Here is a 15026-nt window from a genome sequence, read left to right on the forward strand (position 1 = left end):
CCTAGTCAGATCAGCAGGTATCTACAAGCTTGCCCTGGAGACCCAATGGAAAAAGAGATAAGGGGAATTATCATTGGGGCCTTTGTCTCCGGGGCCATCCACTTCGCCATCTTCTCCTTGCCAATCTGCCTGGCCCCAGCCATCCAAGTAAAGGAGATGCCTGGATCCATGGAGGTATCGCTGGTGGTCCAGCAACAGGCAAGATGGACAAAGACACCTCCTGAGGCGATAAAAGGAAAGATGGCAACGAGACCTGCCCGACAAAAGATCAAGGCCCCTGGGTTGAGGGGAGAAGCCTTTGTAAGACAGACCCTCCCTATGGCTGATGCCCGCTTCAGGGCCCCATATATTAAGGAAATAGGCGACTCAGTGGGGGAGAAGTCGGATCACAGAGGGGATTCTTCCTTGGCCATCCCCAGGTATGAGGGGAATCCAAAACCTCCTTACCCCGAGGTCGCCAGAAAAAGAGGATATGAGGGGACAGTGAGGCTCGAGGTGGAGGTGCTGGCCAGTGGGAGGGTGGGAAGGATAAGGGTGAAGGAATCAGCGGGTTATGAGGTATTGGACCGCAGCGCCCTGGACACTGTAAAGGGGTGGAGCTTCATCCCCGCTAAATTGGGCGGTGTTCCCGTGAAATCAACGGTGATCGTCCCCATCACCTTTCAATTAAAGGATTAATCAAGATCCCCCAACAAGACTGAAGGCAAGGTCTGAAACCATGATCCATGGTGGTGATTGGGTGAACGCAACATGATCTACGATGTGGATTTTAGCTCTTGCTCTGTATCTACTAAAAGAGAGGCGAGTTCTTTTTTCACCTGCTCTGGACTTGTAAATAAAATTCCATGTATGCCAAGCTCTCCAGCAGCGTCAATGTTTTCCTCCTTGTCGTCGATGAAGACCGCTTCATTTGACTGTACCCCTAATCTATCCAGAACAGTTTCATATATCCTCTTCTCTGGTTTTCGTGTTCCTTCTGCACATGAAAAGACAGTTACATCAAACATGTGATATTGTTGTTCACAGAAATAGTTCATCGCCGCAGTTTCCGTATTGGATAGAAGTCCAACTTTATAACCCCTATCTTTTAAACGGGAAGCCAAAGAGAACATCTCCTTCTTGGGAGAATATACCTGTCTAACTGCGTCCTGCCATAATGAATGATTATGCTGTTTTTGGACTCCTAATTCAGAACAAAGCCTCTCCCACAATGTATCCTCTGACATCATGCCTTTTTGAAACTCCAGTGCAAATTTTATGTACGCATTCAAAAGTGCTTCTCCAGTTACACCCAGCGCCTTTGCAAAATAGGCAGTAAGTCCTGGCGCCGGGTCGTCAATCAAAACTCCACCCCAATCAAATATAATTGCTTTAATCATGTCTGATAAAGGTGCTGGTTTATAGTACAGCCGGCTATTTTAGCAGAAACCCACCGATTTCGGAAGAAGATTTACGTGGGTGCCCCACCGCTCCCAGCAACTTCGCTCGGGGACAAGAGGCCCTTTGAAGCCCATCCCCCCAAGACTGAGGTATTACCTGTAACATCGTACCGTTTTCCAGCACTTAATGTGAGGCATTAGCACTTAACTGATTTCGGACAACGGCGTATTGATTTATTAAAAACTTGCAGTATAAACTATAAATACGTTATTGTTTTCTTCCGAGATAGGACTTTTTGTGTAACCAATACTTATCGAAGGGATATGGATTAGTCAATCTCTGCAGTAGGTTTGTTGAGGAAACTCGATAAGGTCGTGGAAAAGGGGTTACTCAATCATCGTGCAGACGTTAGGAGAATGCCAGTTTCTCTGGCGCAAAGAACCCACACGTTGAACCGAGAACACAACGGCTGTGTCAACCAAAGCTAGGGTTAAAGATCAGAGAGTCGTCGTTGTCACGGGAGGTGCACGGAGTGGCAAGAGCCGCTTTGCAAAGGAATTGGCGAAGCAAAGCGGGGGAGAAGTGGTCTTTGTCGCCACCGCGTCTGCGCAGGACGAAGAGATGATAAGGAGGATAGAAAGGCACAGGAGGTCGCGTCCGCGCCAGTGGAAGATGGTGGAGGAGGAAGTAGACCTCGTGGGCGTTATCGACGTCCTCGGTGAAGAGTCTAAGACCGTCATAATCGACTGCATCACGCTCTGGCTCAGTAACCTGATCGAACGCGGGCACCGGGACAAAGAGATCCTTCAGGAAACCAAGAGGCTCAGCAGGGCCTTGCTACAATCCCCCCATACCGTGATCCTTGTCACCAACGATGTGGGCTCGGGGATCGTACCCGAAAATGCCCTCGCCCGCCGTTTCCGCGACCTGGCAGGAGAGGTAAATCAGATCCTGGCTTCGTCTTCCCAGGAAGTCTACCTAATGGTGGCAGGGATACCTGTGAAGATAAAACCAAATAAACCCAAGGTTGGGGGCTATCTGTGACACCCTCGGGGCCACGGTGGAGTTGGCGGAGGTAGTAGTGCTCCTCAGTATACATAATACATGGATGGGTTATGTAGATGGGACACGGCGGGAGAGTCTTTCAGGCTGCTGAGAACCTTGGGATCTCCCCCTATGAGATCCTCGATTTCAGTGCCAATATCAATGCATTTTTTGACCTTTCAGCCATAAAAAGGCTGATCGAGGAGCACCTCGACTATATACATGTCTACCCCGACCCCGATCTGAAGCGGGGACGAGATGCCCTGGCAGAGTTCCTCCATCTTCCTACAGAAAACGTCGCCGTTGGCAATGGCGCCAGCCACCTCATACACCTCCTCCCTCAGGCTTTGAGACCCAAGAAGGTCCTGATTCCCGTGCCCACCTTCTCGGAGTACGAGAGAGGGGTACTGAGTGCAGGAGCAGAGATCTCCTTCCTCAGGCTCCAAGAAGATGAAGGTTTCTGTCTGAGGGCCGAGTCGCTTCTGTCGACACTTGACCCTTCAGTAGATATGGTCATCCTCTGTAATCCCAACAACCCTACAGGGCAGCTCTTGCTGCAGGAGGAACTGGAAGAGATCGAACGGCACCTCCGAAAGGACGGGACATGGCTGGTGGTGGATGAGGCGTTCATCGACTTCGTCCCAGAACAGAAGAGGCCCTACCTCCTCGAGAAAACGATCGATGGCCGTGTTGTCCTGCTCAGGTCGCCCACCAAGTGCCTCGCAATACCCGGCCTGAGACTCGGCTATCTCGCTGCCCCCCGCACTGTCATCCATAGTGTTATTGCTCTTACTCCACCCTGGTCAGTCAACTGCTTTGCCCAACTGATCCTCGAGAACTTCCAGGATCTTTACGAGGTCTTCAAAAAGGGGCTTCCGCAGTTGTTCGCGGAGAGAAATTTCCTTAAAGGTGAACTTGGGAAGAACTTCAAGGTCTTCCCCTCTGAGGCCAACTTCCTTCTTTTCAAGTCCAAGGGGTTTACCTCAACGAACCCCTCCAAGGCCCTCCTTAAACACAGGATTCTGGTAAGGGATTGCATGAACTTCAGGGGATTGGACGAGGGATTTACCAGGGTGGCCGTAAGGGGTAGAGACGAGAACCTGAAGTTGATCAAGGCCATAAGGGAGGTAACGTGATGCAAACACTTAAAAACCGTCTTGCGGCCATCGAACCCCTGGATGAGGAGGCCATTCAAAAGGCGAAAGAACGTACCCGAGACCTCATCATGCCCTCCCTAGCCCTGGGGAGGCTCCACGAGATATCCTGGCGAATGGCAGGGATAAAGAAAGGAATCGTGGGCCAACTACAGCATAAGGTGGTCATGGTGGCAGCAGGGGACCACGGAGTGGCTGAGGAAGGGGTGAGCCTCTATCCTCAAGAGGTAACCCGGCAGATGGTCTTAGGATTCATAAGGGGCGTCGCGGCTATAAACGTAATCGCCCACCATGTGGGGGCCAGGGTCGTGGTGGTGGACTTCGGCATCAAAGGCGAACCAGACCCTTTGTGGCTTTCAGCACCGGATAGGTTCAGGGACAAAAAGGTCGCCCCGGGGACGAACAACATCGCACGGGGGCCTGCTATGACCAAAGAGCAGGCAGAGGAGGCGATCCTCAAGGGGATAGAGGTCTTTGAGGAGGAACGCAAACGAGGCATGGATGTCATCGCCACGGGTGACATGGGCATAGCCAACACCACTGCCTCTGCCGCAGTGATTTGCGCCCTCACAGGTCTCCCCCCCGAAGAGATAGCAGGTAGAGGCACTGGACTCGATAACGAACGGCTTAAAAAGAAGGTAGAGGTGATCAAAAGGGCGCTCGAGATCAACCGCCCCGATCCCTCGGACCCTCTGGACGTGCTGGCCAAGGAGGGAGGGTTTGAAATAGGGGGGATATGCGGGTGGATGCTTGGGGGTGCCTCAGATGGGCTTCCGGTCGTTGTAGATGGCTTTATTTCCACGGCAGGGGCCATGCTTGCTGTAGCGCTTGAACCAAAGATAAAGGACTACCTCTTCGCAGGTCACCTCTCAGAAGAAAAAGGACACCGCAGCGCCCTTGAGTATCTAGGCCTCAAACCCATCCTCGACCTCGGGATGAGGCTCGGGGAGGGTACAGGGGCCGCCCTTGCCCTTCCCATCATCGAGGCAGGGGTGAAGCTCCTCGCGCAAATATCTACCTTTGAGGAGGCAGGGGTGAGCAGGAGCGCAGGATGACCTTTAGCCTTCTTATAGCAGCGCGAAGAGAATAAAAAAGGCAGTTCCTAGTGAGAAGAAACTCGCTGCGTACATCAACCGTATCGCCCTGAGAATGTCTTCTGGTTCCCTCTCTTTCAGACCGTCGCCGATGGCCGGCAGCTCCGTCCTCCGGCCCCGATAAAAGCTTACACCCCCGAGGGCAATCCCCAAGGCCCCTGCGAAGGCGGCCTCGGGGATCCCGGCATTGGGGCTCGGCGTCTTGCCCCTGTCTCTGAGCATGATCCGGAGGCTATCCTTCGCTTCCATCCCTAAAACTAAGGCAGCCATGGGAATAATCGCTCCTGTGATCCTCGCAGGAACGAAGTTCATCAGGTCATCCATTCTGGCAGAAAACCAGCCAAGCTCTCTATATCTCTCGACCCTGTATCCTATCATGGAGTCGAGGGTGCTTGCAGCCTTGAAGGCCATAGCCAGGGGCGCCCCTCCCAAACAGGCGTAAAAGAGGGGGGAGGTAATTCCATCCACGGTATTCTCTGCCACGCTCTCCACTGTCGCCCTTACGATTTCTGGGGGGGATAGATCCTCTGTATCCCGCCCCACTATCCTGGCCTGAAGCCTCCTGGCCTTAGGGATATCATCGCTCACCAAGGCCTCGTAGACGTCCTTGGCTTCCCTGTCGAGATCCCTCATGGCGATAGCGGTATAGATGAGGAAGCAACTGGCCCCCATCCCCAACCAGGGGTGGATCAGAGATCCGAGATGAACCAAGCACCAGACGATAATGAAACTTCCCCCTGCCACAGCGATCCCCAGGAGCACACCTGCCAGATAAAGATTTGTAAAGACCCTACGCAGCCAACCCTCCAGGATCCTTATACACCATCCTATCGCCCGCACGGGATGGGGGTAGTTTCTGGGGTCGCCGAGGATGAGATCCAGAAAAAAGGCAGCAAGGATCAAAAAGGCTCTGTCCATAAACCCTCATGAAGGTTTGTCCGCACTCCTGCCCATGAAAAATAACAGCTCCCAAAGAGGGGTTCAAGGATTCGAGGGTTCAAGTGTTCAAGTGTTTGTGTTGTACCTTCTGTCAGGTCTTCGACCTATCCGCCGGGGACCCCGCACCCCCCAAAAGTGAAATACCTTATTAGGGATTTCAGTGGGCGAAGCCCCATGAAGTAAGATTGAAAAACCATAAAGGCCTAACCGGCTTGTAAGCTCAATTTTGCCGTGAATGATCTTCACAGCAATTTTTTACTCTTCCCCTGGAACAGGTAAGATAATGGGCCTGGCCTTTACAGGGGCCTCTATAACCCTCACCGAAGTCCGATAGACCTCCTCTATCACCCTTTCTGTCAACACTCCTTTGGGGGTGCCGGTCCTGTGAAGGTGGCCTTCGTTCAGAAGGATGAGCCTTTCGCAGTAGAGGCCTGCGAGGTTGAGGTCATGCAGGACCACCATTATGGTCAGGGAACTCTCTCTATTCAATTTCCTCAGAAGGTCCATGATCTGGATCTGATGGCCTATGTCGAGATGGGCCGTGGGCTCATCCAAGAACAACAACTGGGGTTCCTGGACGAGGGCCCGGGCCAAAAAGGCAAGCTGCCTCTCGCCACCGCTGAGCTCCCCCATCCTCCTTCCTCTCAAATAACCTATCCTTGTCAGTGCCATGACCTTCTCTGCCATCTCCACATCCTTTTTAGTCTCCAAGAGTTGAAATCTGCCCCAATGAGGAACCCTCCCCAACAGGACAAACTCCTCCACAGAAAAGGGTGGTGTAGCTTCTGGCGATTGGGTCACCACGGCCACCTTTGTCGCCAGCTCCCTGCGACTCATCCTTTTTGTTGCCTTTCCCTCAAGGAGAATAATCCCTTTTTTGGAGGGAAGAAGGCCATTGATCGCCCTTATGAGGGTGGTCTTACCTGAACCATTGGGACCAATTACCCCAACAAACTCTTCTCTCTTCACCCCAAAGCTCACATCATGCAGGACAACCCTCTTCCCGTAACCACAGGAAAGACCTTCAATCTCCAGTATCGACCCCTTCATCAAAAGGAAGCCCCCTTCCTGCTCAGTGCATATATAAAGACACTCCCACCTACAAGGCCTGTTATCACCCCTACTGGTAGCTCCATGGGCACAATGACCACCCTCGCCAGGGTGTCGCAGAGGATGAGAAAGATGGCCCCTGAGAGGTAGGAGGCCACAAGGAGTATCCGGTGATCACCTCCCACAAGGAGACGCATCAGATGTGGGACTACCAGGCCTACAAAACCTATTATCCCCGTCACTGAGACACAGCAGCCCGTGAGGAAAGAGGCAAGGAGAAAGAGGGCCTTCTTCACCCTCTCCACCTCCACCCCCAGATGGAAGGCCTCCTCCTCCCCGAGAGAGAGGGCATTGAGGTCGAGTGCAAAGATTAAAGAGATAATCAATCCTCCGAGGGAGATGAAGATGATAGCCTTTATAAGGGAGGAGTTGGGTTCCTCAAGGGAACCCATTATCCAGAAGATGATCCCATGGAGGTCCTCCGTCCTGGTTATGGCCATAATGAGCATTATCAGGGACGAGGCTATAAAGCTCACCATCACCCCGATCAGGAGGAGGCGGGAAAGCCTCATAATCCCTCCCTTGGTGCTGAGGATATAGACCACAGAAATAACCCCCACTGCCCCCAGAAAGCCGCTTATGGGCAGGGAAAAAATACCCAACTTTTCAGGGCCACCTGAGACTATATTCAGACATACCCCCAAGGCCGCCCCTCCCGATATACCCAGCGTATAGGGTTCGACCAGAGGGTTGCGAAACATCCCCTGCAGAACCACCCCGGCTATGGCCAAGCCCCCTCCCACGGCAAAACCGAGAAGGATGCGCGGCAGGCGTACCTCAAAGAGGATGGCATATTCAGGGGTCCCCCGCCCTTTTGTGAGAAAAAAGAGACCCTTTTGTAACGGAATGCTCACTGCCCCCACCCCGAGGGAAAAAAAACCCACTACTATAAGGAGTGCGACTAGAAAAAAGGTCCAACCTATCCAGGTAGATCTCCTATCCATCTTCATGAAATATCCTTGCCAACTCTTTTACCGTTACAACAAAACTGAGTGGGGTGGGACTACAGAAACGGTAGGAGTCCACAGTGTAGATCTTCCGGTTCTTCACGGCGTTTATGGTCTTATAATTCAGCCAGACCTCTTTTTCCTGCTCCCCCACAATCCCCATGGTTACGATGAGAATAACATCGGGATTCCTCCGTATCACTTCTTCCCTGCTATAGATACCCGTTTTTGCATCGCCCGCTATGTTTATAGCTCCTGCAAACTCGATGAACTCGTTGACAAAGGAGTTACCTGTAGCGGTAAAGAGAGGATTTGCCCCTATCTGGACAAAGACCTCAGGTCTGGGAAGCCCTTCCACTCTCTTCTTTGTAGCCTCCAGCCCCCTTTTTGCCTCCTCGATGATCTCTGCGGCCCTTTGTTCCTGGGCCACAAGGTGTGAAAGACTCAGGAAATTTTCGCAAAGCCCGTGAAAGTCCTTGGCCTCCTGAAAGATCTCCACCCTCATGCCCAAATCCCGCAACTTTTCTACCTGCTTGTGATCGACAAGGGGGGAGGCAAGCACCAAATCGGGACTGAGGCTCAGAACCTTTTCTACATTCACATCAATTACCGTCCCCACCTTTTGCTTGCTTTGGGCCTCAGGTGGCCTCTGACAATAGATAGTGACACCCACAACCCTATCACCCACTCCCAGAAGGTAAAGCTCCTCCGTTAAGGTGGGGACTAAGGAAACTATCCTCTGAGGGATAGGGGAACTGGGTAAAGCAAAAGCATCGCCGAGAAAGAAAAGAAAAAAGGCAAAAGGAAGAAAAGCGCTCAATATATCCTTTTTATATTCCATTTTATCTCCATACCTAGGCAGGATGGTCCTGCTCCAACTACTTCCCAAACATCCTTCCCCGTTGGTCTTGGTCTGGTTTAAGGGGTATCCACTTCATGTTCCTCTGGGAATAGAAGACCTTCATCGCACCATCCCACAGATCTTGCAATGCCTTTTACCACGGGGAATACCTCCACCGCAACCTGGACAACGGTCCTCACCAGGCTGGGGAGGAGGAATTTCCCCTACCTCCTCCTGGTAGATCTCATAGAAATAGAGGTGTTCTTTGCAGAGAAACTTTACAGGATACCGCATCTGCTTTTCTGCAAACTCTCTATCGGTGATCTGCTCTGCAATGATTGCCCGCAGGAGTGTCATCCCGGAGCCCTTCTCCAGGGGGCGCTTCTTTTGCCAGATAAACTCACGTGGGAGGAAGGGCTCGAAGGCCTTCCTGAGGATCCACTTCCCCCATACTCGCCCCTTCTCCTCCCTTATCTTTAATTCCCCTTTCAAAGTCAAGGCAAAATCCATAAAATCCTCATCCAGATATGGCTGTCTTACATCAATGCCAAAGTACTCCCCTATTCGATTTGAACTGAAGTTCAGAGAGCGGCTTATCCTTCGGATGTAGGCTTCGAGATCCTCTATCTCCTGCATGTAGGGATAGCCTCCGAAGAGCTCATCTCCCCCGTCGCCGGTCATTACGGATTTGAGCCCCTGCCCCTTTGCCTCCTTCATCCCGAAATAGACAACCAGATCATTGGGCAGGGCAGGATCGAAACTTCTTAATATCTTTACCACATTTCTTACAGCAGAAAGGGCCTCATCGACTCCGACCTTCAAAATGGCAAGATCGAGATTAAGCAACCTGCTGAGGATGGAGATATATTTAAGGTCTTCCCCCTGGCCCTCCAGGCTCACTGTGGTGGCCTTTGCTTGGGGGGACAGATAGGCCAATATCCCCGAGTCTATCCCCCCGGAAAGGAGGAGGCAATGGCCCTGATGACCCCTAAGGGCTTCCCTGAGCTTCTCTCTGAGTTCAGTAAGTAGTTCTTTCAATGCATCACATTAAACACGCTAAAATTTGAGACTCATCCCTCCTATAACATTTACCCCTGGAGATGGGTAATAGTTTCTGGTTCCGGTCGTCGGGCTACATACTCCAAACTCCGAATACTCCTCATCAAAGATGTTGTTCACCCCCACAAAGGCTGTGATGAATCTCCATGTATAAGAAACTTTGGCGTTTACCGTTATATAGTCATCCATCCGGGGAACCACATTGGGCTGGTCGCTGATAAAGCGCATTTTGCCCATATAGTTGGCCCATACGTTGAGTTCTAGCCCTTCCAAAAAGGCAATAAAATCAGGTGTAAAGTCGAACCCAAAGCTCACCTTATGCCTCGGGACCGAGGGGACATCGTTACCCTTATAGACCCCACCCCTGAAGGTAGCCTTCATATAGGTATAATTGGCCCAGAGCCTGAGCCAGTCCCATGGTCTCCCTTCGGCAGACAACTCTAGCCCCCAGCGCCTGGTCTTATCGTAGTTCTCGTTTGCTCCGAAGCCAAAGGGTCCTCCCAATGGATTATAGTAGATCTCATCCTCGAGTTTCATCCAGAAGAACGTGAGACCTGACCTGATGCTGGTGGTAAAATAATGATCCACCCCTATCTCATACGTGATCCCCTCTTGAGGTTCCAAAAGCCTGTTGAGGCCACTCCAGGCAGAGAAGTATTCGTCTATTAAAGGGTACCTGTAAGACTTAGAAATCCGGCCGTAGACCTTGGAATTCTCCAAAAAGAGATAGGTGAGGCCCACATCCCAGGCATGCATAGTCTCGCCTTTATCATCCCGAAAGGAGGTCCATGTGAAGAAATAACTCGATCCCTCAAAGTCGTTTTCGATCTCCTCATAGCGATAACCAAAGGAGAAAATCAAGTTTTTTAAGATAGAGAAATCATCGTGGAAATATAGCGCCCAGGTCTGCCTCTCTATATCGGTATTTGACGAAAGAAATCCCTTGGTGGGATCACCCCAAACGAAATCATAGCCCTTAACTTCTGAGTCGGACCAGTAGTAATCGAAACCAACAATCAGCTTGTTATGAAAGTCCCAAAGATCTCTCTCCCACACCCACCTTGGATTTACACCAAAGGTTGGAATTTCATATTTTGATTCCCAATTCCAAGAAATCCATTCTGCCTCATTTTCCCTATTTCTGTAAGAGAAATCTGTGATAAACCTGCCCCACTCCTTCAGATCGAGTTCACCGGTCAGCCTGATGAAATAATCCTCCGTCTCGCCCTTATCATGAGGATGAGTTGTATCATCCCTTTCAGCCCAGGTATGCAGGTCTTGATAGCTCAGGGCACCTGGCAATCCATACCTATCAGAGTGGTAGTTTCCAGAGAGATCGAGCTTGATGAGATCTCCGATATCATAACCCACACTCGCCCCAAAATCCTTCCCTTCATAGTCCCCCTTATCTCTGAACCCATCGGTATCCTCATGTCTGGCGTGCACAGCATAGCGAAAGTCACCTAACGCACCCCTTGAGGAGGCCCGCTGGATGTTCAACTGATAGCTTCCTCCCACAAACTCAGCCTGCACCGAAGGTTTTTCCTTTCCCTTTTTGGTAATGATGTTCACCACGCCGCCGACGGCGTTATTCCCGTAGAGGACGCTCCCTCCTCCCCGGATCACCTCAATCCGCTCCACCTGATCGATGGGGACCTGGGTCCAGTCTGTGCCACTGATGTCTATCTGATTCACCCTTCTGCCGTCGACCAAGACCAGGGTGTTGGCAGGACCTGCTTCACCAAACCCCCTGATGTCTACCCTGAGGAATTTGCGGTTGGCGGTCGTATCCCCCACCACAACGCCAGGAACCGTACGCAGAAGCTCAGCCACGTTCTGGGCGTTGGAACGCTTGATTGCATCCTCCGTTATCACGGTGACATTATAGGGAACCTTCCGTTCTTCTTCCCAGTCCCTGGTAGCTGTGACCACCACCTCCTCCAGTTCTACTGCCTCCTCCTCTTGGGCGAACAGATTACCAAAGGAACCAAAGGCCATCACGATGATAAGAATAACAACAACCCCATACTTTTTCATGTCAAACCTCCTTTTTCATCTTTTTCCTTGGGAGGCCCTGTGATATAATTTCATCCCAGCTCAGCCGGACCTCCGGTTGGGTGGCGTGGGGCGGATGGTTTGCATGAGGGGTCCATCCGCCCCCTACAACTTTCATCAAACTCCCCCTTATGACTTTTCACCTCCTTTCCCTTTAAATAAAAAGCCCTCAGGGAAAATCCCTGAGGGCTGCACCCAGTTTCCTTCGCCCCTCGCCCCTCCCCTTAAGCCTCGAAGGGGATCATGAGCAACAATGTGAGCAGGTCTTCTGACTCCCGGATCTCCCTACTCCCCGCGCCTTCCCATCCCGGTTTGCCAAGACAGTGGCTCTTGCGGGTTTCGTCCCCGGTCACAGCGGCGGGACCGCTCCCGCTTTTAACGGGATTCCCTATTAAGCCTTAAAAGGCACCCACATCATAACGAATTATTCAATTGTCACGATCTGCATACCATACCAACTCTCATCTGTCAACCCTCCTTCTCAATCTTAATCTGCAACCCTTGCCAACAGAACGCCCATTAGATAAGCTTGGGAACAAACATTTAAAAACCTGTAACCCTCAGGGGCCTGGACAAAAGACCTTGACATTGTCGTTTAGCTCAAATAAAATACGGTGCTTGTGAGAATATGAACAAACTGACCTTCAGGGAGGAAATATCATGATAAAAAAGCAACTCTTTTCACCGGGGCCTACCCCTGTCCCCGAAAAGGTCTTGCTCGCCATGGCAGGACCGGTGATCCATCATCGGGACCCCGCCTTTGAGGAGCTCTTTCAAGAGGTAAGGGAAGGATTAAAATACGTCTTTCAGACCAAAAACGAGGTGCTTTTGTTTGCCTCCTCAGGTACAGGGGCCATGGAAGGTGCAGTGTGTAACACCCTCTCCCCCGGTGACGAGGCCCTGGTGGTGAGGGGCGGGAAGTTCGGCGAGAGGTGGGGGGAGATCTGTGAGGCCTATGGTGTGGACTTTACCCCTATCGATGTACCCTGGGGTGAGGCGGTGGAGCCCGTCTTAATCGAGAGGGCCCTAGATGCAAACCCCTCCATTAAGGCGGTCTTTATCCAGGCCAGCGAGACCTCCACCGGGGTGATGCACCCCATCAAAGAGATTGCCGAGATCATAAAGGGGCGTGAGGGGACCATCCTGGTGGTGGATGCCATTTCGGCCCTGGGGGTATTCGACCTCCCCATGGATAAATGGGGCCTGGATGTTGTGGTCAGTGGTTCGCAGAAGGCCTTCATGCTCCCACCTGGTCTGTCCTTTGTGGCCCTTAGCGACAAGGCATGGGGGTTTGTGGAGAGATCCACCCTCCCCAAATATTACTTCAATTTTAAAAAGGAACTGGCCTCTGCCCAGAAGAACCAAAATCAGTTTACCCCGGCCATATCTTTGATAGTGGGGCTACGAGAGGCCCTCAAGATGATCAAAGATGAGGGTCTGGAGAACGCCTTTAAGAGACATGAGAAACTTGCCCAGGCAACCCGGGAGGCGGCCAAGGCCCTGGGTCTGGAACTCCTTGCCCCTGAATCCCCCTGCAATGCCCTTACTGCCATCAAGGCGCCGGCAGGGATCGATGGAAAAAAACTAAAAGAGAACTTTGAAGATAAGTTCGGCCTCATCGTCGCCGGAGGGCAATCCCAATTAAAGGGGAAGATCATCCGCATCGCCCATTTGGGCTACTTTCAGCCGATGGACATCATCCAGGCGGTCAGTGCACTGGAACTTACCCTGAAGGATATGGGGTACCCCGTGGAGCTGGGCAAAGGGATAAAGAAAGCAGAGGAGATATTAGGCTCCAACTAGAGGAGGTATGGTTATGAAGGTATTGGTGAGCGACAATCTCTCCCCCCACGGGGTGGAGATCTTAAAAGGGACCAAGGGGATCGAGGTTGAGGTAAAGACAGGCCTCTCCCCAGAGGAGTTGCGGGCCATCATCGGGGAATATCACGGCCTGGTGGTGCGCAGTGCTACTAAAGTAACCGCCGAGATCATTGAGTCAGCCCATAACCTCAAGGTGATCGGCAGGGCAGGCGTAGGGGTGGACAATATTGATGTGGAGGCGGCCACAAAAAAGGGGATTGTGGTCATGAACACACCGGGTGGAAACTCCATGGCCGCTGCGGAACATACCATTGCCCTGATGCTAGCCATCGTCAGAAACATCCCTCAGGCCGTGGCCTCTATGAGGGAGAAGCGATGGGAAAAAAAGCGCTTCATGGGCGTGGAGGTCTTCGGCAAAACCTTGGGGGTCATCGGACTCGGGAACATAGGGAGCATTGTGGCCGATCGGGGCCTGGGGCTCAAGATGAAGGTGATCGCGCACGACCCCTATATCTCCCCTGATCTAGCCAAACAAAAAGGGGTGGAATTGGTCTCCCTGGACGAGCTGTTTGCCCGTTCTGATATCATCACCATACATGTCCCCAAGACCAAAGAGACAGAGAACCTGATAAATACCAAGGCCATCAACAAGATGAAAGATGGGGTGATGCTGATAAATTGCGCCCGGGGAGGAATCGTCGACGAAGAAGCCCTGGCACAGGCCTGCCGCAATGGCAAGGTAAGGGCAGCGGCAGTAGATGTATATTCCCAAGAACCCACACCCCCAGACAACCCCCTGTTAGATGTGGAAAATATCGTGTGTACCCCCCACCTCGGTGCCTCCACTAGCGAGGCGCAAGAGAATGTGGCCATTGCCATCGCCCAACAGATTGTCGCCCATTTGACCGAGGGCACCATCAGAAACGCCACCAACGTCCCCTCTGTGGACGCTCAGGTCCTGGCCACCTTGGGCCCCTATCTCAACCTCGGCCAGAAGATGGGGGGGTTCTTCGTCCAGACATGCCCCTTCCCCTTAAAGGACCTTATTATCGAGTATCAGGGGGAGGTCACAAAGTACAATGTGGCTCCCATCTCCTCGACCATCCTAGTGGGGATCCTCTCCTCCTATATGGACGAATACGTCAACGATGTAAATGCCCCATTTATCGCCAAGGAGCGAGGCATCAACTTTCAGGAGTCCAAGATAACTGAGGCGGCTGACTTCACCAGCCTCATAACCCTGAAGGCAAAGGCACATGGGGCAACCCATACGGTGGCGGGTACTCTCTTCGGCAAGAAAGAACCCAGGCTGGTGGTGGTAAATGAGTATTCAATAGAAGCAGTACCAGAGGGAAACATCCTGTTGGTCGACACCCTCGACAAACCTGGAGTGATCGGGAACATAGGGAATACCCTGGGGGCAAGGAATATAAACATCGGAAACATGCAGTTCGGCAGAGACAAGATAGGGGGGAAATCCCTTTGCATCCTCCACCTAGACACTATCCCACCCGCAGATGTCCTGGACGAGCTCAGCCGTCTCCCCCATGTGAATTCCGTAAGGCTCACCCAGCTTTAGGGT

13 protein-coding genes and 1 riboswitch are annotated in these 15026 nt (G+C 52.0%); of the genes, 6 read left to right on the forward strand and 7 right to left on the reverse strand.

All coding sequences use genetic code 11. The features are described 5' to 3' along the window. The first annotated feature begins 45 nt into the window (after nt 1–45). The gene (locus JRI46_05555; GenBank protein MBW2039051.1) at nt 46–678 is read left to right on the forward strand and encodes an energy transducer TonB; all 633 of its coding nucleotides are present in this window, start codon (nt 46–48) and stop codon (nt 676–678) included. Between the two features lie 77 nt (nt 679–755). On the opposite strand, the gene JRI46_05560 is transcribed toward JRI46_05555, so the two are convergent. Next, the gene (locus JRI46_05560) at nt 756–1379 is read right to left on the reverse strand and encodes an HAD family phosphatase (GenBank protein MBW2039052.1); all 624 of its coding nucleotides are present in this window, start codon (nt 1377–1379) and stop codon (nt 756–758) included. Nucleotides 1380–1851: 472 nt separating this feature from the next. Here JRI46_05560 and cobU point away from each other — a divergent pair, with 472 nt between their 5' ends. The 3 genes from cobU to cobT all read left to right on the forward strand — a co-directional run bounded on the left by cobU (nt 1852) and on the right by cobT (nt 4633). Further along, complete coding sequence (gene cobU / locus JRI46_05565; protein MBW2039053.1) at nt 1852–2424, forward strand: bifunctional adenosylcobinamide kinase/adenosylcobinamide-phosphate guanylyltransferase; 573 nt, start codon at nt 1852–1854, stop codon at nt 2422–2424. A 77-nt stretch (nt 2425–2501) separates the two neighbouring features. Next, complete coding sequence (locus JRI46_05570; protein MBW2039054.1) at nt 2502–3560, forward strand: aminotransferase class I/II-fold pyridoxal phosphate-dependent enzyme; 1059 nt, start codon at nt 2502–2504, stop codon at nt 3558–3560. Then, nucleotides 3560–4633 carry a nicotinate-nucleotide--dimethylbenzimidazole phosphoribosyltransferase gene (gene cobT / locus JRI46_05575; GenBank protein MBW2039055.1) on the forward strand — a complete coding sequence of 358 codons (1074 nt, stop codon included), beginning with the start codon at nt 3560–3562 and terminating at the stop codon, nt 4631–4633. The genes JRI46_05570 and cobT overlap by 1 nt, the downstream gene beginning before the upstream one ends. 12 nt (nt 4634–4645) lie before the next feature. On the opposite strand, the gene cobD is transcribed toward cobT, so the two are convergent. The 6 genes from cobD to JRI46_05605 all read right to left on the reverse strand — a co-directional run bounded on the left by cobD (nt 4646) and on the right by JRI46_05605 (nt 11605). After that, on the reverse strand, nt 4646–5590 hold the full coding sequence (cobD, locus tag JRI46_05580) for a cobalamin biosynthesis protein CobD (GenBank protein ID MBW2039056.1): 945 nt from the start codon (nt 5588–5590) through the stop codon (nt 4646–4648). Nucleotides 5591–5866: 276 nt separating this feature from the next. Continuing rightward, complete coding sequence (locus JRI46_05585; GenBank protein MBW2039057.1) at nt 5867–6661, reverse strand: ABC transporter ATP-binding protein; 795 nt, start codon at nt 6659–6661, stop codon at nt 5867–5869. Continuing rightward, on the reverse strand, nt 6661–7671 hold the full coding sequence (locus JRI46_05590) for an iron ABC transporter permease (GenBank protein MBW2039058.1): 1011 nt from the start codon (nt 7669–7671) through the stop codon (nt 6661–6663). The genes JRI46_05585 and JRI46_05590 overlap by 1 nt, the downstream gene beginning before the upstream one ends. Beyond that, on the reverse strand, nt 7658–8509 hold the full coding sequence (locus JRI46_05595) for an ABC transporter substrate-binding protein (GenBank protein ID MBW2039059.1): 852 nt from the start codon (nt 8507–8509) through the stop codon (nt 7658–7660). Before JRI46_05595 ends, JRI46_05590 begins: the two co-directional genes overlap by 14 nt. A gap of 120 nt (nt 8510–8629) precedes the next feature. After that, complete coding sequence (locus tag JRI46_05600; GenBank protein MBW2039060.1) at nt 8630–9547, reverse strand: hypothetical protein; 918 nt, start codon at nt 9545–9547, stop codon at nt 8630–8632. A gap of 18 nt (nt 9548–9565) precedes the next feature. Continuing rightward, nucleotides 9566–11605, reverse strand: a complete 2040-nt coding sequence (locus JRI46_05605) for a TonB-dependent receptor (GenBank protein ID MBW2039061.1) — start codon at nt 11603–11605, stop codon at nt 9566–9568. A 258-nt stretch (nt 11606–11863) separates the two neighbouring features. Further along, nucleotides 11864–12051: riboswitch (cobalamin riboswitch) on the reverse strand. A gap of 232 nt (nt 12052–12283) precedes the next feature. Between JRI46_05605 and JRI46_05610 the strand changes: the two genes are divergently transcribed. Together JRI46_05610 and JRI46_05615 are read left to right on the forward strand one after the other, a co-directional pair. Next, the gene (locus JRI46_05610) at nt 12284–13426 is read left to right on the forward strand and encodes an alanine--glyoxylate aminotransferase family protein (protein MBW2039062.1); all 1143 of its coding nucleotides are present in this window, start codon (nt 12284–12286) and stop codon (nt 13424–13426) included. Nucleotides 13427–13439: 13 nt separating this feature from the next. Next, the gene (locus tag JRI46_05615) at nt 13440–15023 is read left to right on the forward strand and encodes a phosphoglycerate dehydrogenase (GenBank protein MBW2039063.1); all 1584 of its coding nucleotides are present in this window, start codon (nt 13440–13442) and stop codon (nt 15021–15023) included. Nucleotides 15024–15026 lie beyond the last annotated feature (3 nt).

It is taken from the genome of Deltaproteobacteria bacterium (assembly GCA_019308925.1).
GTDB lineage: Bacteria > Desulfobacterota > B13-G15 > B13-G15 > RBG-16-54-18 > JAFDHG01.